Origin of the sequence: Natronococcus sp. CG52 (assembly GCF_023913515.1) — an archaeon.
Taxonomy (GTDB): domain Archaea; phylum Halobacteriota; class Halobacteria; order Halobacteriales; family Natrialbaceae; genus Natronococcus; species Natronococcus zhouii.
The window spans coordinates 509,111-529,963 of the sequence record NZ_CP099391.1 but is presented as its reverse complement, the minus strand read 5'-3'; the positions used below and the strand labels follow the sequence as shown (position 1 = coordinate 529,963).

Below are 20,853 nucleotides of genomic sequence, written 5' to 3'. Positions count from 1 at the left end.
TCACTACCGGTGACGGCTTATCACGATAAGTGCTGCGTCACTCGAGCGCACGGAGGCCGTTCGAGGGCCGGTCGGCTCGCGATCGACGACGCGGCCGACGGACCGGAAGCGAAACATCCGACTCCCCCCGTCGCGCACCGAACGTCATGGCCGACCACGAACTCCTGATCCCGCACCCGTACTCGAGCGAGTCGAAAGCCACCCTCGAGTCCGAACTCGCGGGTCTCGACGGGGCCTCGATCACGGTCGCGGAGACGCCCGCCGAAACCCGCGCCGGCTTCGAGACGGCGACCGTCGCACTCACGCCCCGACTCCCGCCCGAGTGGCGCGACCGCGCCGACCGCCTCGAGTGGGCCCAGGCGACCAGCGCCGGCTACGACCACTACGACCTCGCGGCGCTCGAGGAGGCGGACATCGTCCTGACCACCGCTGCCGGCGTCCACGCCCAGCCGATCGCGGAACAGGTCCTCGGCTCGATGCTGACGTTCGAACGGGAGCTGCTCACCGCCCGCGATCAACAGGACGAGAGCGTCTGGCGCCGGACCGAGGGCGGCGAACTGGCGAGTAAGACCGTCGGGATCGTCGGCCTCGGCGCGATCGGCGGCCGCGTCGCCGACCTCGCCGCCGCCGTCGGTTCGAACGTGATCGGCACCAAACGCGACCTCTCGACGGTCCCCGAGGCGGTCGACGACGCCTACCCGGCCGACGAGGTCGACGAGGTGCTCCGGCGGGCCGACTATCTCGTCCTCGCCTGTCCGCTGACCGACGAGACGCGGGGACTGATCGACGAATCGGCCCTCGAGACGATGCCCCAGGACGCGGTTCTCGTCAACGTCGCCCGCGGCGGCGTCGCCGACGAGGCGGCGCTGACCGAGGGCCTCCAGCAGGGACGCATCGCCGGTGCCGCACTCGACGTCTTCGAGGAAGAGCCCCTGCCGGCGTCGTCGCCCCTCTGGGACCTCTCGAACGTCCTCGTGACGCCCCACATGGCGGGATCGACGCCGCAGTACTACGAGCGCGTCGCGGCGATCGTTCGCGAGAACTACGAGCGCTTCGTCGCGGGCGACCGCGAGGAGATGACGAATCGGATCGTCTGAGTCGAACCGATCCGTTGCCGCGGAAACGGAAACGGTTACGCCGGGTCGATTGGCCCCCTCGATCGCGTGGTCGCCGGTTCGGGCGCGTGCGAGCATCGGCGGAGACGTATCCGCGTCCCACGGGGTTATCGTCGGGTGCAGTCCGGTCAGTTTCGACGGCTCCCGCGAGGACGGCGTCGCGGTCGCGATCAGGCCGCCTCGATCGCCCGATCCAGATCGGCGATCACGTCCTCGCTCGAAGCCGAACAGCGCGGCCGCGTGGTCGGTATCCTCGAACTCGCAGGAGGTCGTCTGGTAGAGCGGGGCGCTCGCGCCCCCGTCGTCGGATCCGGTTCCTGGCCGGCGTGGACGCTATCTGTAGCGAATCGTCGGTTGGAGTCGTCTCCTGTATCCGAACCGTTCTCAAGTCGAGAAAGTAAATCTCTAGTTCGATCGGGTTCGGCCGACGGACGCGTCGGCCGTCCGTTCACCGCGCCCGACAGGGGTCTACCGCAGTTGAGGCGACCGTCGGTTCGAGCGCGAGCCGGAATTCACGACCGCGACCCGGATCTCAACGCTCCCGTTCGCGGTCGGCACGGGCGGAGCCTCGAGCCGGGGGGTCGTACACCCACAGAGCGTCGTTGGGGTACGAGCGGCCGAAGCTCCCCTTGTCCTCGCAAAGCAGTACGCGGCCGTCGTCCATCACCATGACGTTGTCGACGTTGATCAGCGAGACGTCCTTCAGCGACTCCGAATCGCTCGCGTTCGGGCCGACCACGGCGGGCTCGAGCCGGGAGACGTCGTAGTCGTCCTCGAGCTCGGCGCGGTAGACGACGCCGCTGTCGACCTCGTCGAACCGCAACTCGCCGTGCTCGTCGGTCGTGGCGCCGCCGAGCGACGAGATCCCGAAGTAGATGGGGTCGCCCGGTTCGGCCTCGTCGTGGGAGTCGATCCCCTCGGCCTTGTTGAACTCGACGCTGGCGCCGATCTCCTTGGCGGCCGCGCGGGTCTCGAGGAAGGGAACCCGACGGAGCTCCTCGTCGACGCAGTCGGGACCGTGCGCCTCGTACTGGGCGGCCCACTCGACGATCTCGTCGTCGGTGATGTAGTCCCGGTTGCCGTTGACGGCGACTTCCTCGTCGGCCTCCGCGAGGGCTGCCTCGAGGTCGTCCTCCCAGTCGGTCTGGGCGTGCGTTTCGAGGTAGTCGACCTGGGTGACGTCGTCGTAGTCGGCGATCCAGGACTCGATCTCGGCGTTGCTTGCGGTGCCGAGTTCGAGCCACTCGACGTCGAGGTCCGTCGCGCCGACCGGCCCGTTCCCGAGCTGGGTCGCCTTCATGGCGTACAGCGTCCCGCGGACGTCCATCCGATCGTCGTAGTCCGGAATCGCCCCGTCGGCGACGAACTTGTAGATCCCCTTCGCGCCGCCGTCCGAGGCGAGGTAGACGGTCCGTTCGTCGGGCAACACTTCGGGACACTCCCAGGCGGCCCGCCCGAAGACGTGGTGCTTGACCGGAACGGGTTCGTCGGCGGTCGGCTCGGTGATCTCGACGATTTTCCCGTACCGATAGCGGTTCGGGAACGCCGCGTCGCCGATCGGCGCGAGCGTGTCCTCGCCGTCGACCTGATCGACCGGCTCCGCGCCGAGGTGGTAGGCGAGCTTCTCGGTTCCGGTGTTGGCCCACAGCCCCATCGGCGTCCAGGCGTCATCACCGAAGATCTCCTCGAGGGCGTTCTCGAGGTCGGCGACGTTAGGTCGGTTCCAGAACTCGCTCGCCCCGCGCAGACCGACCCCGCTCCCCGCCTCGACGATGTCGCTGACCGCGTCGATCCCGTTGACGCGGGGGTGGCCGTACTCCTCCTCGGCCGACATCGGCGTCTCCCAGGGGCTCAGGTCGCCGTAGCAGTTGATCTTCGTGCCGCCGATCTCGCGGAACGCGTCGGTGTTCTCGAGCTCCATCGCGTTCTCGGGATCGGCCTCCCAGCGACCGCTCTCGCGGCTGAGCGGGGTCCGGGTGATCGCGCCGGGTCGCGTCTCGTTGTTCGTAAAGAGGTAGCCCTCGGTCCCGTCGTCGTTCGTCGAGACGAAGAAGTTCATGTCGGTGACGCCCCCGACGCCCTCGTAGCTCTCGTCGACGACGTCGGCGACGTCCTCGCCGTCGGGCGTCTGGGGGTGGCCGAACCGCTCGGTGCCGCCGTTTATCGGATCGCCCTCCTGAACGAGCAACCGGTACTCCCCAGCCGCCGAGAGTACCCGCCCCTGCTCCTCGACCGTGCGCGGGGGCTCGAGCTCGTCGAACTCGTCGGTCTTTCCGTCGAACGTAAACTGGAAGTCGTCGAAGACCCCGACCCCGCCGCGGTCGAACGGTTCGGGGTTGTCCTCGCTCGGCGCCTGCAGGCTGTAGAGCAACTCGCCCGTCTCGAAGACGAACGGACCCGTAACCTCGGCGCCCCGGGCAGTCGTCGAGAATCGCGTGATGTCTCCGTCCACGAACGGCGCGTGGGGTGTGTCGTGCTCGTCGGCCCCCTCGGCCGCCGCTCCCAACGTTTCAACCCCGAGTGCGGCCGCCGTCGACGACGCGATCAGCGTTCGCCTGGTGTATTCTACCATGCGTTCGGTTCAGGGAACGGTTATTATTTCAAATATTATATGAGGGAACTATCGTCTTACGTGCCCGTTCGGACCGAAACCGAGCGGTCTGTACCTTACTGTCTGGTACATAGTTCTCCCCGTCGTCGGTCGCCCGGGGCTGTTCCGATCCGTTGGATCGACACGGATGCCCGGCGACGCGGCTCGAGGGAACGCATCGACGAACGCGAAAAGAGCGAGGCGGTTCGGGAGCGCTACTCGAGACCCGCTTCCGCGGCCCGCGTGCGGATCCCCTCGGCGCGCTCGCGGACCCACGAGAGGTAGCGCTCGATCTCGGTCGGCGTCGCGCCGTAGAAGGAGGCGACCCAGTTGACGTCGGCCCAGGGCAGCGTGACGAGGTACGCGGCGAGGGTGTCCTTGCCGGCCTGGACCACCTCCGGGGGGACGCCGCGGGTCCCGGTATCGGCCTCGACAAACCCGTTGACGTCGAAGTAGACGTCGGCGTACAACCGGGCCTCCTCGAGGTCGTCGAACACGATCGTCGCGTGTTCGGGCGCGTCGAACCGGTACCGCAGATCGGCCCCGTCTCCCTCGTCGACTTCGAGAATTCTGACGTCGAGGACGTACGCGTCGACGACCGCGCTATCAGTTTCGGTCGGAGTATCGGACGTAGCCATGTCGACTCTGTTCCGAGAGCGAGCGCTCGGACTATTGAACGTTCATATGAGGACTATAGTCCCCTCCGGACCGGTTCGTACGTTCGGGACGCTACTCGAGCAGCAACTCGCCGGTCATCTCCGGGGGCTGGTCGAGGTCGATCAACTCGAGGATGGTCGGCGCGATATCCGCGAGCGTGCCGCCGTCGCGAACCGAACGGTGGCCGCTCGTGCCGTCCGGTGCGACGTAGACGAACGGAACCTCGTTGTAGGTGTGTGCGGTGTGCGGATCCTCCTCGGTGCCCATGTCGTCGGCGTTGCCGTGGTCCGCAGTGATAAGGACGTGAGCGCCGGCCGCCTCGAGCGCGTCGACGAGTCGACCGAGCTGGGTGTCGACCGCCTCGACGGCCTCGATCGCCGCCTCGTAGTCGCCCGTGTGGCCGACCATGTCCGGATTGGCGTAGTTGAGCACGAGTACGTCCGGATCGTCGGACTCTATCGTGTCGATCGCGGTATCCGTCACTTCGGGGGCGCTCATTTCGGGCTGCTGATCGTAGGTCGGCACGTCGGGGCTCTCGACGATCTTCCGGACCTCGCCGTCGAACTCGACCTCGCGGCCGCCGTTCAGGAAGTAGGTGACGTGGGCGTACTTCTCCGACTCGGCGATTCTGAGCTGGGTCCTGCCGGCGTCGGCGAGCACCTCGCCCAGCACGTTCTCGGGCTGGTTCGGCGGGTACGCGACCGGGAGGCCGAACGTCTTGTCGTACTGGGTCAGCATCACGACCTCGGCATTCGGGGGACTGGTCTCGAGTTCGTTCGCCCAGTCCTCGGAGCGAACGTCCGCGAGCATCCGGGTGAGCTGTCGCGCCCGGTCCGAGCGGAAGTTGAACCAGACGACCGAATCGCCATCTCGCAACGCGAGATGGCTGCCAGCCGAGCTTTGCTCGGCGCTGTCGCCGGAGTCTTCGACTCCGGCTGCTCGAGACGCCTCCGGCGTCTCGCTGTCGCCGTCTTCGAGCGCAGATCCGCCGCTCACGAGCGTGGGCTCGACGAACTCGTCGGTCTCGCCGCGGTCGTAGGAGTTCTCGATCGCCTCGACCGCCGACGCCGCCTCGTACTTCGCCTCGCGGTTCACGATGGCGTCGTAAGCGCGCTTCGTCCGCTCCCAGTTCTGGTCGCGGTCCATCGCGTAGTACCGGCCCGAGACGGTGGCGACGTCGCCGGTTCCGTGCTCGTCGACGACGTCCTCGAGTTCGGCCAGGTACTCCCGGCCGCCGGTCGGCGAGGTGTCCCGGCCGTCCGTGATCGCGTGTGTTACGGCCTCGACGTCGCGGTCGCCGGCCAGTTCGATCAGCGCGTGGAGGTGTTCGTGATCCGAGTGGACTCCGCCGTCGCTGACGAGTCCGAGGAAGTGGACGCGCCCGTCGTTCTCGCGGGCGGTCTCGAACGCTCCGTCGATGGCGGCGTTCTCCCGGAACGAGCCGTCCGCGACCGAGTCCGAAACTCGCGTGTACTCCTGGTAGACGACGCGACCCGCACCGATGTTGAGGTGACCGACCTCGCTGTTACCCATCTGCCCGTCGGGGAGTCCGACGCGCCGACCGGCGACCTCGAGACGACCGCTCGCGCCCGCATCCGACAGCCGGTCGAACACCGGCGTGTCGGCCGCTTTGACCGCATCTCTTCCGGTATCGTCACCGAGCCCCCAGCCGTCGAGGACGATCAGCGCAGCTTCCATATCCGACGTGTAACCAGCCCGGCGTAACTAGCTGTCGTTGTCGTCCGTCGATCGTCGCCCGCGGAGCGGAGACCGCCCCGAAACCCCGATCGCGACTGTCGGGGATCGAGAGAGTCACCGACCACTGGATATTTGGGAGTGCGGCGGGAGCCCACTGTCATGACACTCGATCCGGTCCACTTCAACGGCATCGCCCAGCTCGCGGGGCGGATCGATCACGGCGCCGACGAGCGCGACCACCGAGCCTTCGCCGAGACCGTCTGGAACGAGTTCCTCGACCCGCTCGTCCAGGACGGCCGGACGATCCTCGAGCCGGTCGGCGACCGCGCTCGGCGGGTCGTCGACTGCGAGGACGTGGCGCTCTGCGAGCGGCCGTTCCCGACCGAACACGGCCTCGACGCCGGGACGATCAACCCGACGACGTTCAAGAACGGGCTGGTCATCGACATCGCGCAGGCGGCGATGAGCGCGACCCCGAGCGACCTCGACCTGCACCGTTCGCGGACCGTCGTCGCGACGGTTCACTCGAACGACGAGACGATGACCGTCGACGAGACGTGGGGCACATTCGACGACGACTACAGCCGGAGCCGGGTCGTCAAGGTGCCGCCGCTTCCGCAGTTCGCGGAGGGGATCGTCCACGCGCTCGCGCTGTACTTCGCAGAAAGTACCCACGCCCGCGACCACGCCGGGGACGTCGAGGACCTGCTCGTGCTCGACGGGCCGCTGTACCCGCGCGGGCTGCTTCGCTGGGCCGACCAGCACCCCGATCTCGCCGACTTCCTGATCGAGGACCCGCGGCCGGCGACCGTCCTCGAGAACTACGTCCGGCTGGTCGAGGAGTTCGTCGACCGGGACGTTCCGCTCGTCGGCTTCGTGAAGAACCCGGCGACGCGGGTCATCACGCGGGCGGTGAAAGCGAAAGGCGGCGACGCACCCTGGACCGACGACTCGGCGCTGTTCACCCGGCTGCTCGAGCAGGGCAAGTACGTCGACGACGTCGAGGGCGACCGCTGGGAGCGGGACACGTCGTCGCTGACGTACACGAACTGGTTTCGCTCCCGGGGCGGCGTCGACCGACCGCTCTCGGCCGAGGGTGACGCGCTCGGCGTCGACCGCGAGCGTCCGCTCGAGGAGTACGAGGTGACGTTCTTCGTGATCTACGATCCGCGAGACGACCTCATCTATCGGGTCGAGGCGCCCTACGCGTTCACGCGCGATACGGAGACGCGAGAGCGGTTGACGATGCAACTCCTCCAGAACGTCGCCGTCGCCCACGGCCCGCCGACGATCATCGAGAAGGCCGACGAACTCGCCCGGATCAGCAGTTCGGAGAAGCGATCGCTTCGCGAGACGCTCGAGACCCGGTTCGAGACGAGCCGGGATCGGAACTACGACGACCACCGCTGGGGCGAGGACCTCGATTAGGTCTCCGTTTCGACCTCGAGCTCGACGTCTTCGGGATCGACGCCGATTCTGGCGAACTGGGTTCGAACGTGTTCTTTCGCTCCCTCGAGCGCCTGGTCGCGGGTATCGAAGCCGCGCGGCATCGGCGATTCGAACGCGAGGTGGACCTCCCGGCCGTCGATGACCTGAACGCTACCGCCGCTGTTGACCTCGTAGAACTCGTCGCAGATCCAGACGTACGCGGCGTCTTCGTCGGGTGCACCCCGGAACGAGGGGGGTTGTTCCCCGCGCTCGTACACCGTACCGGTGAGTTCGGTTCCGCCCGCGCGACCGCGTACGATAAGCATGCCATAGTGTACGGTTCGGAGACGCAAAAAGGACGGGGCGACAATTCCGTTCAACGAGGGCATGACCCGCACGAAGCGGACGATTTCGTTCGCTTCGCGACGGAGACTCGATCGTCACGGGCCGCTGACTCGTCGATCGATACCGCGAGACGGGTTGTCGCAACTCTTGCCGACCCCCCCCAGTACTGACGTTTTCGAGCAGTAGTCGCCGTCATCGACCGGATTCGGCATTCCTATAGGATATCTAACCCTAACTGTTTTGGAAGCGTGTTTATTCATATTGCACCGCTGTGTGCGAGTAATGAGTTCCGACGCTCGGATCGGCGGTGACGGAACGCGGGAGCCAGTAAACGAGATACCTGCGGAGTGGCACGATACCCTCCGTCACCCGCGCCGAATTCGACTGCTGGAGGTTCTCCGCTCCGGAGAGTCATCGCTCACGCTCACGGAGCTTACGGGAGCGGTCGCTCGACGGGAGGCAACCGACCAGCCGGATGGGCAACTGTTCCGCGAGATTCGGATCAGTCTCGTCCACAACCACCTGCCGCGGCTGACGGAGTGCGGGGTGCTCGAGTGGAACGACGAGACCGTGGCCCTCGCGGACGACATGCCGCTGCCACTGAGAGATCTCTCGACGCTCCTCGAACTCTGTGAGAGCCAGGAGCGGCTGCTCGAGGTGCTCGTCCACCCGGTCCGGACGCAGCTCTACTCGATCCTCCGGGAACGGGAGCGTCCGGTCTCGGTCGATCGGCTCGCGTCCGAACTCGCCGCGCGCGAGGCGGGATCGCTATCGACCCCCGAGGAGGCGACGGTTTCGCTCCACCACATCCACCTTCCGGCGATGGACGACGTCGGTGCGCTCGAGTTCGACCGGGAGTCCGGCACGGTCCGGCGCTCGGATCGGTCGACGCCGTCGGTATCGAACTGAGACAGCCCGCCAAACGATCTCTCACCGCCCCCGGCGTCAGACTCTCGTTCTATAGTAGCCACTGACAGTCAGTGCATACCCGATCGACGTCATCTCGAGGTCGACACCACCGACCTCGCCCTCGACGGCTGTGCGATCGGTGCGGAAACCGTTCCAGTTGGTACTATAGCCGCTTCGTTCGAGACGTTTTAGACAGATCCAAGCAGCGACGCGTGACTGTCGCCCGCTCCGAATAGTCAACGGATCCGGAGGGAAACGCGTTTGAGGTCCGGTGCTCATTAACGTGATATGACGGATCTGGGTGACTTCAACGAGTTCGACACTGGTTCCGAGGTCGATTCGGAGGCAGAGCCGAACGAGACGGGGTCACGATCGACGGACGCAGACCGAGCGACGGCGACGACCGACTTCGAACCGACGGGGGTCGAACCCGACGGCGAGGACGTCGGCATCGGAACGATCTGCGTCTCGCAGGGACTTCGCATCGCCGAGGACGAGGACGACACCTCGCTGCGCGCGTACGTTACCCGCGGTAACCGCTCGTCGATCCGCATCGGCAGCTACCTGATCGCGCCGTACCCCGACGGCGAGTCGCTGTTCTGTCGGATCACCGGCCTCGAGTACGCCCAGCAGTACCACGCCGACGACGCGACGGAGATCCACGCCCGGCGCGCGATGCGACGCGACAGGGTCGACGAGGCCGACTACAAGTTCGTTACGTCGCTGGAACCGGTCGCCGTACTGTACGATGATGAGGGAGAGCTCAAACGACGGATGACCGACCGCGTTCCCAAACCGCAGACGGTCGTTCGACAGGCGAACGACATCAACAAGATCAAGACGGGGCTGAAGATGCCCGAGGACGGCGTCTTCCTGGGACACCTCTCGGTCGGCGGCGAGAAGGTGCGGACGGCCGCGTCGCCGCCGACGATCGACTACCGGGTGAAAGACGACTACGAGGCCGGCGACCCGCTCGTCTTCCGGCACACGCTGATCGCCGGCGGAACGGGCTCCGGGAAGACCCACGGCGCGAAGAACATCCTCCGACAGTACCTCGCCGAGGAGCGCCAGTACCCGATGGAAGACGGACGCACCGTCGGCCCGGCCGTCGTCCAGTTCGATCCCCAGGACGAGTACGCCCAGATGCACGACGACAACATCGACCTGGACGACGAGTACGCGCGCCGACTCGAGCGCGAGGGGATCGCCCACGGCGGCGTCACGGATACGACGGCCTTCGTTCCGAAAGTCGGGGACGCCACCTACTCCGCGGGCCACCACCGCGCGGAACAGGTCGAGTTCACGATCCCGTTCTCGATGTGTCGAACGCGGCCGTGGCTCGTCTCCGGCGGCTCGCTCAACGACAACCAGTACGGCGCGCTCACGTTCCTGATCGACCGCTTCTTCAGGGAGTACGGAAACGACGGCTCCTACGCCGAGTTCACGTCGTTCCTCGACGACCCCGCCCTGCGAGAGGAACTCGACGAGTCCGGACGCGTCCACGAGGCGACCTACGACGCCGTCCGTCGGCGGGTGTTCGGCTTCGACGACGTCTTCGACCAGGACGCGCGACCGATCACCGACCTGATCCACGAGTTCGTCCGCCCCGGCGGTCTCACCGTCGTCCCGACCTACCACATCAGCGATACGCGGGCGACCGAGGCAGTCGTCCTCGCGCTCTCCTCGCTGCTGATCGACGAGAAACTCTCGAACGATCCGAGCTACGACCGGATCAAGGACACCCCGCTTATCCTGGGGATGGACGAGGCCCACAACTTCCTCACCGACGCCGACAGCGTCCAGGCGCGGAAGGTCATCACCAAGTTCACCGAAGCCGCGAAACAGGGCCGCAAGGAGCGACTCGGCCTCTTTCTCATCACGCAGGACCCGCAGGACATCGACGACGCCGTCTTCAAACAGATCAACACCACCGTCGTCCTCAACCTCGGCGACGAGGACGCTATCAAGAGCGTCAACATCCCGAGCAACCTCGAGTCGAAGGTGCCGTACATGGAGAAGGGACAGATGGTCGTCTACTCGCCGGACAACTCCGAACCCGTCGAGTTGATCGGCCTCTCGAACTGCCTGACCCGCCACGGGCGGGACTGAGCGACGACGATCGGGCGACGGTTCAGCGCCGATCAGGCGACGATCCGATCGGTCTGCTCGCCGTACGCCGAGTAGATCGAGACGAGTTCGGCGTACATTCGCTCGTCCAGCACCTCGAACTCGTCCGCGACGCTGCTGAACCGCTCGATCGGCGGCAGGTGATGCGTTCCCCACCAGACCGGATGCGTCAGTATCTGCAGGCGGTCCGCTGCGGCGTTCGCGGTGATCGACTCGATCGGGTTTCCTTCCCGCCACCGCCCGCTCGAGTCCGAGATGTACGCCGACAGCAGGTCCGGATTGTAGGCGTTGACCATCCCCGCGATCGTTCGCGGCCCCTCGAGGACCCGCTCGGAGGGGCGGTGAAACGAGAGCGACGTGATCGGCTGGATGTCGATCGCTTCCAGTCGGCGCTTGTCCTCCTCGATCTGTCGCAACTCCGTGCGAGAGAGTCCGTCGGCGGGCGCGTCGACGCCGCTCGCTCTCGAGGGATCCAGATCACAGTGGAGGGCGATCTCGTGACCGAACTCGTGGATGAGGTGCAGAAGATCCTTCTCCTCCTCGATGTCGTACAGCGGCGAGTCGGGGATCACCATGTACGTCGATCGAACGCCGAGTTCGTGCTCGATTTCCGCCATCTCGACCGCGCGCTCGAGACAGACGTCGACGTCGTGTCGCACGAACGCGACGCGCTCACCGGTCGGCCGGCGGGACTGGTACTCCGAGAGCGTCCGGAGATCGAAGTTCGCTTGGAGCGTCCGGAGCAGCGTCCGGTAGTAGTCGTAGCTGAAGTCCTTCGCCCAGCCGTCGGTGCGCACCCGGTCGGTACGATCGGTACTACTACTCATCGGCGGTCACCGACCGCAGGAGGTCGTACGTTCCCTCGGCGCCGACGTTCATCAGCACGTCGACGATGGACAGGTTCGGGACGAAGTCGTCGAAGCGCTGCTCGTACCGGGGATGCTCGATAGACTGGTACTCGAGAGCGATGTCGACCGCCTCGAACCGATCGTGATCGTTGTACGAGCGGGCACCCTCCCCGGAGAAGTACCGGTCGGCGTCGACTTCGTCACAGAGTCGGACGATGCGCTCGCTGTTCGTGGCGTCGACGTCGAGCGTCGACGCGCGAACGAACTGGCACTCGAGTCCGATCCGTTCGGAAAGCTCCCGGATCAGGTGGACGTTCAGCTCGCACAGCGACTCCCACGAGCGCACGTACGTCTCCGCGAAGAAGTCGGCGAACTCGTCGTAGTGTGCGGCGCCGCCGTAGCTCGCCTGGATACTCTTGCGGTGTTTGTCGGCCCACCTGTCGTCCGCGATCTCGACGTCCGCGATCGGCTCGTCCGAGCCGTGGACCGGAACGGTGAGCCACGTCCACCCGTCGGGCGTTTTGATCTTGTTCCGGTTGATCCAGGAGTCCGACGAGTACTCCGCGTCGTCGAGGAGGACGAAGACGTCGCTCCGGTGGATCTTCTGAAAGTAGCCGAGCCAGGGCAGATAGTTCGGCTGGTGGATCGCGACGGTCCGATCGCGTCCGGCCGAAATCGGCGCCCGGCCGTTCGACTCGATCGGCTCCGACGAGGCGCGGCCGACGCCGCCCGGCTGACCCGGTTCTTCCTCCGCTACGTCATCCATCGATACTCACCCCGATGGCGGTCTCGCTCGAGCGCCGCGTATCGCTCGAGCCGCGATGCGTCGTTTCGAACGGTACCACCGTTCCACCCGTTACCCCTCGAAGTGCGCGATCTGCGGCGGAACGACCGACGCCGGTCGCCCCACGTTCCGTCCGCCGACTGGCTCGCAACTCCTTCACTCTCATTGATACTCCAATCGAGAAGAACTGTTCCGGAACTATTGTTAAGCGCTCGAGAAATAGCCGCCGAGTAGCAGATACGACCGCATACCGTTCGAAATACCGGAACGTACCGAATCGTATCGACCGGATACGTTCGAGCGAGCGAGTCGTAGGCGGTCGCTACTTCCGTCCGGTCTCCATCGAATGTTGGACCGGGCCGGTCGTAGCGGGCGCTTACGGTTCCACGAGCAGTCGCTCGAAGAAGTCGACGACCGCCCGCGCGATCTCGTCGCGCGTCCCGAGGAAGAAGTGATCGGCCGGCAGCGAGACCACGTCGTCGCCTCGCTCGCGCGCACGCTCGACGACGGGTTCCCAGTCGACGGTCGTGTCCCGCTCGCCGTGGAGTACCAGCGCCGGCGACTCGAGGGTCGAGAGCGCCGCGACGGCGTCGAGATCCTCCTCGAGCGTCGCCGTCGGCGCGAGGGCGGCGACGCCCGCGACCGGCCGGTCGACGGTCGCCGACGCGAGCAGCGCCTGCGACGCCCCGAAGCTGTAGCCGAAGACGCCGATCGGGCAGCCGTCAGCGCCCTCCCCATCGTCCCGGTTTGCGGCCCACCGGATCGCGTTGCGGACGTCCTCGCGCTCGCCGTAGCCGTCGCCCCACTCGCCGTAGTCGAACCGGAGGCAGGCGATCCCGGCCTCGCAGAGGGCCTCGGTCACGGCCATCAGCCGCTGGTCCGTGCGAGAGCCGCCGTGCTGGGGATGGGGCGGACAGGCGATCACGATGGCGTCCGTCTCCCCGTCCGGTTCATCGAGTCGGCCCCGGACGTCGCGGCGGCCGGGAACGAGCACGTCGCTCATGACCGACCGTTCGTGAGGGAGGCTATAGTAGCCACTGAACGTCAGCGCACACCCGATCGAACAGCCGTCGCGCGATCGGTGTGGAAACCGTTTCAGTCGTTACGATAGTCAAATCGGCGAGAACGGCGCCGCTGCGGCGTCGGTTTCGGCACGGACTGTCGCTGATGTGATGTTTTTAAGGGCGGCGAACGATAGGTAGGCGTATGGGCATCCTCTCTCGGACCTCCTACGTCATTCGATCGAAGATCAACTCGGTGCTCAACCGGGCCGAGGACCCGACCGAGACGCTGGATTACTCCTACGAGCAGATGCGCGATCAGCTCCAGGACGTCAAACGCGGTATCGCCGACCTCACCACCCAGAAGAAGCGCCTCGAGATGCAGAAAAAGCGCCTCGAGGAGAACGTGGAGAAACACAACGAGCAGGCCCGAACGGCCGTCCAGCAGGACCGTGAGGATCTGGCGCGCCGCGCCCTCGAGAAGAAGAAGACGAAGATGAACCAGATCGAGGACCTCGAGCGTCAGGTCTCGGAGCTCCAGAGCCAGCAGGACCAGCTTATCGAGCAGAAGGACGAACTGCAGAACCGCATCGAGGAGTTCCGCACCAAGAAGGAGACGATGAAGGCCCGCTACGAGGCCGCCGAGGCCAGCTCGACGGTGTCGGAAGCGATGACGGCCACCGGTGACGAGTTCGAGGACGTCGGCCGCGCCATCGAACGCGCCGAGGAGCAGACCGAGGACATGGAGGCTCGCGCGTCCGCGCTCGACGAACTCCACCAGACGGGTGCCTTCGACGACGTACTCTCCGATAAGGATCAGATCGACCGCGAACTCGAGGAGCTCTCGACCGACAGCGGCGTCGAGGCCGAACTCGAGACGCTCAAATCGGACGTCGGCGCCGACTCCGGCGCCGAATCCGAGTCCGAACCTCAGGAGGCGGTCGACGAGTCCGAGATCGAGGACCTCGAGGCCGAAGTCGACGACGACGAGATCGACAGCGAACTCGAGGAACTGCAGGAAGAAGAGAACGCGTAGCGTCTCCGATCGACGGAGTCGAGCCGAGAAGGGTCGTTACAGTATCCGCACATCTGAATTTTCACGAACGACGACTGAGGGGAACGGCTACCATCTAGGCTGTAGTACGGTTGTGTATGGTGGCCGAGTCAGACATCGAATCGCTCTCGCTAACCGAACAGGTGGTGTTGTGTGCCATTGCCGAGGTGCACCGCAACGACGAGATTCCCGTCCAGACGCACGAGATCCGGCGCACGTGCCGGACACGGCTGAACGACGCCGAGGCGGAGGTCGTCGGGACGATCACCGAAGCCGACGTGATGCGGTCGCTGTACCGCCTCGAGGCCGAGGGGTTCGTCGAAGAGCGGCAACCGGACGAGCGCTCGCCGACCGGAAAGGGTCGACCGGCGTACGAGTTGAACGAGCAGGTCGAGACGATCTACGAGGGGGTTGCGGACGAACTCGTCGACGAGAGGGATTCGTCCCCGTAGGGCGGCCGTTCTCGCCTCACGACGGGGTGCCGAGCACCGCGATCTCGTAGTCGGCGATGTCGGCCGGCGGTTCGAGGATGACGACCTGGAAATTCCACGTGGTGTTCCCGGCGAGGTCGCCGGTGACGTCGAGATACTGCCCGAGTTGGGTTCCGGTCTCGTCGTAGACGCGGACCCGAACCTCGACGATTTCGATCCGGTCTTCGCCCGTGTTCTCTACGGTTCCCTGGACCGTCGAGCCGAGGTAGTTATCCTCGAGCACGAACTCGTGGTTCTGGATCGTGAGTACGTCGAGCGGAGTGACGCCCTCGTTGACCTCCTGCTCGGCGAGCGCCTCGGCTGCAGCCATCTGTTCGGCCGACCGCGCCTCGCCGTCGACGTTACCGACCTCGCCGTCCTCGTACTCCGGTTCGCCACCCCCGCCGACGTCGTTACAGCCGGCAAACGCGCCCGCGATAGCGACGCCGGCCGAGCCGAGAACGCGGCGGCGACTCAGTGTCGGCCGGGTCATGGCTCCTCGAGCCTCCGGAACGAACGGTCTCGAAGACGGTCCCCGTAGCTGATCATGGTCGATTCGACGGCGCGAGTGTATTTCAGTGTGAGCCATGAACCGTCAGATTCCGACTCAGTCGAACCGATACGCCCGCAGGTGAATTACACGGCACTCGTCACAACTCGAGGACGACGGTAACGGTCGAGTCGCCGAGAAGAGACCGAGTCGACGCCGGCGATGTCCGTCGATTTGACACCGGAGCGGGATATGCAACGTGGTCCCTTATTGTCACCTCCGGCGAACGTGACTCCATGGATCGGTCCGAGGTCGACGAGACGCTCGAATCATACGGAGCCGATATCGGTCAACGAACGAGTTCGCTGACACGAGTATCGGATTGGGTGCTGGTCGAAGGTGGTCGCGTCTTTATCGCGCTCCTTCTGTCACTCGCGGTCTTCGTACTGTTTCTCTCTCTGAACGAACTCGGTATCATCGCGTTTGTCAACGACGACTCGATCACCCGCCTGGCCGGCGGGATGATCGCGGGCACGTTCTCGCTCGTCACGCTCGTCGTCTCGATCAATCAGCTCATTCTCTCTCGGGAGTTCGCTACCGCCGGGGAGGCTCGTGACCAGATCGACGGCGTCATGAACTTTCAACGGGATATCGAAGAGATGGCGGAGGTGCCGGCATCGCCGGCGTCACCGACGAGATTGCTCGAACTCCTTGTCGAGACGATTCACTACCACGCTCACGATCTCTCCGATGCCGTCACGGATCACGAGGACGAAGAGTTTGCGAGACTGGTCGCCAAGTACGTCAACACTATCGACGAGAGCACCAAGCGGATCGACGAAACGCTAGAGAACGCGAAGTCCGGCACGTTCACGGCGCTCTCGGCCACGATCGGGTACAACGACGCGTGGCAGATGTACGCTGCCAGACACCTTCGAGGGATGCACGCCGATTCGATCTCAGAGGAAACGGAGACGGCCTTCGACGAGTTGATCGACGCGTTGAAACTGTTCAGCGTCGCCCGGGACCACTTCAAGACGACGTACCTGCAGCGCGAGTTGACTCGATTCTCCCAACTAACGATCTACTCGGGCGTTCCGTCGATACTCTCGGCGATGCTCATCGGGTTCATCTACGCTGATCTCGGCGGTCCGAACATCAGCACCGCGCTCCTTCCCTACGTCGTCAGCGGGCTCGTCGCGGTCGTCGTGTCGCCGCTCGCGCTACTCGTCGCGTTCATCCTCCGAACCGCGACCGTGGCCCGGCGAACCGCGTCGGTCGGGCCGATTCTCCCCCAGAAAGATCCTGACGAGGGGCAGTTCGACGTCTCGTATCGCGATAGGAGCGAGTGACGAAACGTTACTCCCACTCGATGTCCGAACCGCGGTCGGTCTCTCGCAGGATGAACGGACCGATCGCGAGCGTCCACTTCGCGACGGTGACGATCCGGAGGATGTACGAGAGGAAGATCGAGAACGGCATCACGCCGATCGCGAACGCGAGTCCGACGACGAGCAGTCCGCTGTCGACGCCGGCGACCGAACCGGCGACGTCGCCCGTCTCGAAGATCAGGATCATGTAGGCGGCGACCGCCAGCGCGGGCAGGGAGATGACCACCAGCGCCCGCGAGATGTTGATGATCTCCCACCGGAAGTACAGCGTCTTGAAGTGCTCGCGGGCCGGCCCGAAGAACTGGAGGTCCTCGAGCAGCCTGTCGATCGACTCGATGGTCTCCTCCGAGAGGACGTCCGCGTGGCGGTTTCGAACTCGCCGTCCGATGTAGATCTTCCAGGAGTAGTTGTACTCGAGGGCCGCTGCCACGACTTCGAACGTCCCGAACTGTTGGCCCTTGAGGTCCTCGGTGACTCTCTCGGCGTCGTCGCGAACCCCTTCGGCGTACCCGGCGACGTCGGACCGCGCGTCGTCATCGAGAGCGGGCTCCTCGTCGAGGCGGTCGAGAATCTGGCTCGCGTGCTCGCCGGTCTTCTCGACGAGGCCGCGCAGGAACGTCGACGGCTCCGGGGGACTGGTTTCCCGTCCGACGGCTTCCTCGACGTCCCGGCGGAAGTCCATCGCCTCCGCCATCCGATCGCGCTGGTCGCCGACGGGACCCAGTTCCCGGGAGAGCACGAGCTGGTTGAACGTCAGGACCAGGCTGACACCCATGATGATGCCGATAACGATCGGCGTGAACAGCGCGAACACCGGATCGGGTTCGAAGAGTTTCGAGATAGAACCCGGACCGAACTCGCCGAGAGCGATCAGTATCGCGTACGCGACTAACACCATCACGCTGGCGACAACCAGACGGTTCCCTCGAACCAGGAACCAGACCATCAGGCGACCGCCGCGGACGCGGTCTTCGATGGTGCTGGCCGTCTCGTCACTCCAGCCGGACTCAGTCATACAGCGATACGTTACCAGACCCCCCGTAGAAGTGCTTTTGTTTGCGAATCACCGTTGGACCGAACGCACGCTACCGGTCGGCTACCGTTTGCGAGCGTCGACTGATCGGTAACTGAGACGGCAGAACGGAGACGATCCGTGTCGTCGGTCCGTCTCGACCGCGTATCGACCGAGAGCGACCGCCGGCCGTGCGTATTTGCCGGTCGGTATCGTAGTTCGAGTCCGTCCGATGAGCAGCGACAGTTCGCAGCCCGACGATACGATGGCCGAGCGGAGCGAAGATTCGACGTGGAAGCTGTGGTTGCTTCTCAACGCGAACCGGTGGGTCGTAACCGCCGGCCTCATGGCGTTCGTCTTCGTCGGTCTACTCGTACTGAGCGAACTCAGTCCGGTTTCCCTCCGGGGGCTCATGGCCGTGAAAGAGCCGGTTCACTTCCTCTTCCAGGCGCTCGTGACCGCGATCATCACCGGCGTCACCCTCGTCCTGACGATCAACCAGCTCGTGCTCTCCCAGGAACTGGGTGCCGTCGACGATCAGCGCGAGCGACTCGAGGGGTCGCTCGACTTTCACGAGGACGTCGAGGACGTGATCGACGCGCAGATTAGCCCGCCCGAACCGGCATCGTTCATGCAGGCGATCGTCGCCGCCTCCCAGGATCGCGCTTCGGAGTTTCGCGACGCCGTCGCCGACAGCCGCGACGAGGAGTTCGAGGGGCGCGTCGACGACTTCGTCGACAACCTCACGACCCACGCCGACTCGATCCGCGACGATCTGGCCGACGCCCAGTTCGGCACCTACGACGTCCTCAAGGCGGCGCTGGATTACAACTACTCCTGGAAGATCTTCCGTGCTCGCCGGATCCAGAACGTTCACACGGAGTCGTTCACCGACGAGGCCCGGGAAGCCTACGACGATCTCCTCGAGGCGCTGAAGCTGTTCGGACTCGCCCGCGAGCACTTCAAGACGCTGTACTTCCAGTGGGAGCTGATCAACCTCTCGCGGGCGATGATGTACGTCTCGGTGCCCGCACTGGTCGTCGCGATGTCGATGTTGCTCTTTTTCGATGCCGAAGCCATCACCGGAACGGTACTCGGCGTCGATACCGTCACCTGGGTCGTCGTGACGGCGGCGACGGTCGCCGTCACGCCGTTTCTCCTGCTGGTCGCGTTCGTCCTCCGGATCGGAACGATGGCGAAGCGGACGCTGGCGATCGGACCGTTCATCCTTCGGGACTCGAGTCGCAGCGAGGATATCGACTGGGAGTGAACCGCGCCGATCGTCCCCCTTCGTTTCCGACCGGCACGAATCCGAGCACGTTACGGCGGTCGGTTCCTACTCGAGGTCGTGATCGTCGTTATTTGCGGGCCGCCCGGTGCGGGAAAGACGACCATCGCGACCCGCGTCGACCGTCGACTCGAGAGCCGCGACGAGCCGACGCGACTGCTCCACTCCGACGACTTCTCGAGTCGCACCTACGAGCGACTGTCAGAACGCGTCGCCGAGGGACCCGACGACGTGCTCTGGCTCGTCGACGGCACCTTCTACCGGCGGCGCTGGCAGGAACGGTTTCGCACGCTCGATGAGGTCCGATTCGTCCTCGTGACCGCGACTCTCGAGACCTGTCTCGAGCGGAACCGGAATCGACGGGAATCGATCGACGAGCGGGGCGTCCACGTCATCTACCGGGAGTTCGAGCCGCCGAATCCGGACCTCGGGATCGACACCGACGAGTCGTCGGTTACGGAGGCGACGGCGCAGGTCCTGGCCGCGCTCGAGTCGTGGAGAGCCTGATTCGGGTCTCGAGACTCGAGTCGCCCTATGGTCCCGGCCGCCCGGGGATCGAGAACTCGTCCGGCTTCCGGTCGGGGGCGACCTCGTCCGGCAGCACGTCCCAGCCGAGTTCGTCCTCGCCAGGTTCCGCGTCTTCGAATCCGGGGTCCTCGGCGGGTTCGTCGTCGCGAGACGCGGCCGGCGGACCGTCGTGTGCGTACGCTCCGCCGGGGTGGTCGACCGCCCAGACGTGCATCAGACAGGGCGTGCGACAGGGGAGTTGGAGGTCGCCCTCTCTGAAAGCCCCCTCGTAGGCCTGCTGGTAGTACCACCACGCGAATCGGCCCGGAAGCCCGGCGTGGTAGTGCCACGGTGAGCAGCGGTCCGGATCGCCCTCAGGATAGTCGTGGTGGTCGTCGTCCTGATCGTGGCCGTGCCCGTTCTCGTGATCGTGGTCGTCATCGGGATCTCGGTCGTGCTCGTGACCGTCGTCTGGAGACTCGCTATCGCCGTCAGCGTCGTACACCGCCGGCGGCGGATCGATCGGTTCGCCGTCGCGAGTCGCGATGAACATGACGCCGATCGAGCGCCAGGACTGGTTGTCGACGAGCACCGACTCCGGTCGCTCGGGATCCAGGAGGGTGTCGTCGCCGATGTACTCCGGATTCAACCAGTGAGACCAGCCGTCGTCCTCGCCGTCGAGTGTATCGAAGTACGGCTTGAACCCCGCGTCGATCAGCGCGCCGACGTCGGGATACCGGGTCTCGAGCGTCTCCTGGACCTCTTCCCGGAGCGCTACCGTGGCGGGATGGTCGTCCGCACAGCCCTCCACACTCGCGCCCTCGCAGTGTCCCATGCTCGGTTGCAGCGTCGCGTCGGGGCATCGCCGGGAGAGCCGTCCGCTCGAGTCGTCGGTTCCGCTCGCGCCCGCGATCCCGGCGCTCGAGAGCGCGATCGTCCCGCCCGTGGCCTGTAACAGCACCCGTCGAGAGAGTCTCGAACTGTCGTGACTGCCGGTCATGCCTGAATCTCTCAGGGTAACGATCCTGTTAAACCATATTGGCGATGAACGCGACAGTCGCCGTGGCTGTGTCGAGCGGAGTGCGAATGCCTCTCGAATCTCGGAGCCCGGGTACCCGACGCGTTCTCCGGGTTCGACA

At 65.4% G+C, this 20,853-nt stretch carries 18 protein-coding genes and 2 pseudogenes; 9 read left to right on the top strand and 11 right to left on the bottom strand.

Annotated elements, in window-relative coordinates; genetic code table 11:
• Positions 1-146 precede the first annotated feature (146 nt).
• On the top strand, positions 147-1,097 hold the full coding sequence (locus NED97_RS02735) for a D-2-hydroxyacid dehydrogenase (RefSeq protein WP_252489196.1): 951 nt from the start codon (positions 147-149) through the stop codon (positions 1,095-1,097).
• A 234-nt stretch (positions 1,098-1,331) separates the two neighbouring features.
• On the opposite strand, the pseudogene NED97_RS02730 reads toward NED97_RS02735, so the two are convergent.
• The 4 genes and pseudogenes from NED97_RS02730 to gpmI all read right to left on the bottom strand — a co-directional run.
• Positions 1,332-1,471, bottom strand: a pseudogene (locus NED97_RS02730) (O-acetyl-L-homoserine sulfhydrolase); the annotation flags it as partial.
• Between the two features lie 215 nt (positions 1,472-1,686).
• A pseudogene (locus tag NED97_RS02725) lies at positions 1,687-3,687 on the bottom strand (alkaline phosphatase PhoX); the annotation flags it as partial.
• Positions 3,688-3,920: 233 nt separating this feature from the next.
• Positions 3,921-4,343, bottom strand: coding sequence for a hypothetical protein (locus tag NED97_RS02720; RefSeq protein ID WP_252489195.1), 423 nt, complete (start codon positions 4,341-4,343; stop codon positions 3,921-3,923).
• Positions 4,344-4,434: 91 nt separating this feature from the next.
• Positions 4,435-6,060 carry a 2,3-bisphosphoglycerate-independent phosphoglycerate mutase gene (gpmI, locus tag NED97_RS02715; protein WP_252489194.1) on the bottom strand — a complete coding sequence of 542 codons (1,626 nt, stop codon included), beginning with the start codon at positions 6,058-6,060 and terminating at the stop codon, positions 4,435-4,437.
• A gap of 159 nt (positions 6,061-6,219) precedes the next feature.
• On the opposite strand from gpmI, the gene NED97_RS02710 reads away from it, so the two are divergent.
• Complete coding sequence (locus tag NED97_RS02710) at positions 6,220-7,488, top strand: DNA double-strand break repair nuclease NurA (RefSeq protein WP_252489193.1); 1,269 nt, start codon at positions 6,220-6,222, stop codon at positions 7,486-7,488.
• Here the strand turns inward: NED97_RS02710 and NED97_RS02705 are convergent.
• Entirely contained in the window at positions 7,485-7,814 is a 330-nt protein-coding gene (locus tag NED97_RS02705; protein WP_252489192.1) for a DUF7113 family protein, read from the bottom strand. The two genes, NED97_RS02710 and NED97_RS02705, sit on opposite strands and share 4 nt — an antisense overlap.
• A 301-nt stretch (positions 7,815-8,115) precedes the next feature.
• Here NED97_RS02705 and NED97_RS02700 point away from each other — a divergent pair, with 301 nt between their 5' ends.
• Positions 8,116-8,742 (top strand): DUF7344 domain-containing protein, encoded by a 627-nt coding sequence (locus tag NED97_RS02700; protein ID WP_252489191.1) that lies wholly within the window; start codon positions 8,116-8,118, stop codon positions 8,740-8,742.
• Between the two features lie 288 nt (positions 8,743-9,030).
• Positions 9,031-10,851: an ATP-binding protein gene (locus NED97_RS02695; protein ID WP_252489190.1), complete on the top strand. Its 1,821-nt coding sequence runs from the start codon at positions 9,031-9,033 to the stop codon at positions 10,849-10,851.
• 32 nt (positions 10,852-10,883) lie between these two features.
• Here NED97_RS02695 and NED97_RS02690 read toward each other — a convergent pair whose 3' ends face one another.
• From NED97_RS02690 to NED97_RS02680, 3 genes are all read right to left on the bottom strand, one after another.
• Positions 10,884-11,696 (bottom strand): polysaccharide deacetylase family protein, encoded by an 813-nt coding sequence (locus tag NED97_RS02690; RefSeq protein WP_252489189.1) that lies wholly within the window; start codon positions 11,694-11,696, stop codon positions 10,884-10,886.
• Positions 11,689-12,483, bottom strand: a complete 795-nt coding sequence (locus NED97_RS02685; protein ID WP_252489188.1) for a WbqC family protein — start codon at positions 12,481-12,483, stop codon at positions 11,689-11,691. Before NED97_RS02685 ends, NED97_RS02690 begins: the two co-directional genes overlap by 8 nt.
• 394 nt (positions 12,484-12,877) lie before the next feature.
• Positions 12,878-13,504, bottom strand: a complete 627-nt coding sequence (locus tag NED97_RS02680; RefSeq protein ID WP_252489187.1) for an alpha/beta hydrolase — start codon at positions 13,502-13,504, stop codon at positions 12,878-12,880.
• 203 nt (positions 13,505-13,707) lie between these two features.
• Between NED97_RS02680 and NED97_RS02675 the strand changes: the two genes are divergently transcribed.
• Positions 13,708-14,538, top strand: a complete 831-nt coding sequence (locus NED97_RS02675; protein WP_252489186.1) for a PspA/IM30 family protein — start codon at positions 13,708-13,710, stop codon at positions 14,536-14,538.
• A gap of 116 nt (positions 14,539-14,654) precedes the next feature.
• Positions 14,655-15,008 (top strand): hypothetical protein, encoded by a 354-nt coding sequence (locus NED97_RS02670; protein ID WP_252489185.1) that lies wholly within the window; start codon positions 14,655-14,657, stop codon positions 15,006-15,008.
• 16 nt (positions 15,009-15,024) lie between these two features.
• On the opposite strand, the gene NED97_RS02665 is transcribed toward NED97_RS02670, so the two are convergent.
• Positions 15,025-15,519, bottom strand: a complete 495-nt coding sequence (locus tag NED97_RS02665) for an FxLYD domain-containing protein (protein ID WP_252489184.1) — start codon at positions 15,517-15,519, stop codon at positions 15,025-15,027.
• Between the two features lie 293 nt (positions 15,520-15,812).
• Between NED97_RS02665 and NED97_RS02660 the strand changes: the two genes are divergently transcribed.
• Complete coding sequence (locus tag NED97_RS02660; protein WP_252489183.1) at positions 15,813-16,868, top strand: hypothetical protein; 1,056 nt, start codon at positions 15,813-15,815, stop codon at positions 16,866-16,868.
• Between the two features lie 7 nt (positions 16,869-16,875).
• Here NED97_RS02660 and NED97_RS02655 read toward each other — a convergent pair whose 3' ends face one another.
• On the bottom strand, positions 16,876-17,922 hold the full coding sequence (locus NED97_RS02655) for a hypothetical protein (RefSeq protein WP_252489182.1): 1,047 nt from the start codon (positions 17,920-17,922) through the stop codon (positions 16,876-16,878).
• A gap of 229 nt (positions 17,923-18,151) precedes the next feature.
• Here NED97_RS02655 and NED97_RS02650 point away from each other — a divergent pair, with 229 nt between their 5' ends.
• Both NED97_RS02650 and NED97_RS02645 read left to right on the top strand, forming a co-directional pair.
• Complete coding sequence (locus NED97_RS02650) at positions 18,152-19,189, top strand: hypothetical protein (RefSeq protein ID WP_252489181.1); 1,038 nt, start codon at positions 18,152-18,154, stop codon at positions 19,187-19,189.
• Positions 19,190-19,267: 78 nt separating this feature from the next.
• Positions 19,268-19,714, top strand: coding sequence for an AAA family ATPase (locus NED97_RS02645; protein ID WP_252489180.1), 447 nt, complete (start codon positions 19,268-19,270; stop codon positions 19,712-19,714).
• Positions 19,715-19,739: 25 nt separating this feature from the next.
• On the opposite strand, the gene NED97_RS02640 is transcribed toward NED97_RS02645, so the two are convergent.
• A complete protein-coding gene (locus NED97_RS02640; protein ID WP_252489179.1) occupies positions 19,740-20,714 on the bottom strand; it encodes a hypothetical protein in 975 nt (324 codons plus the stop codon).
• Between the last annotated feature and the right edge of the window lie 139 nt (positions 20,715-20,853).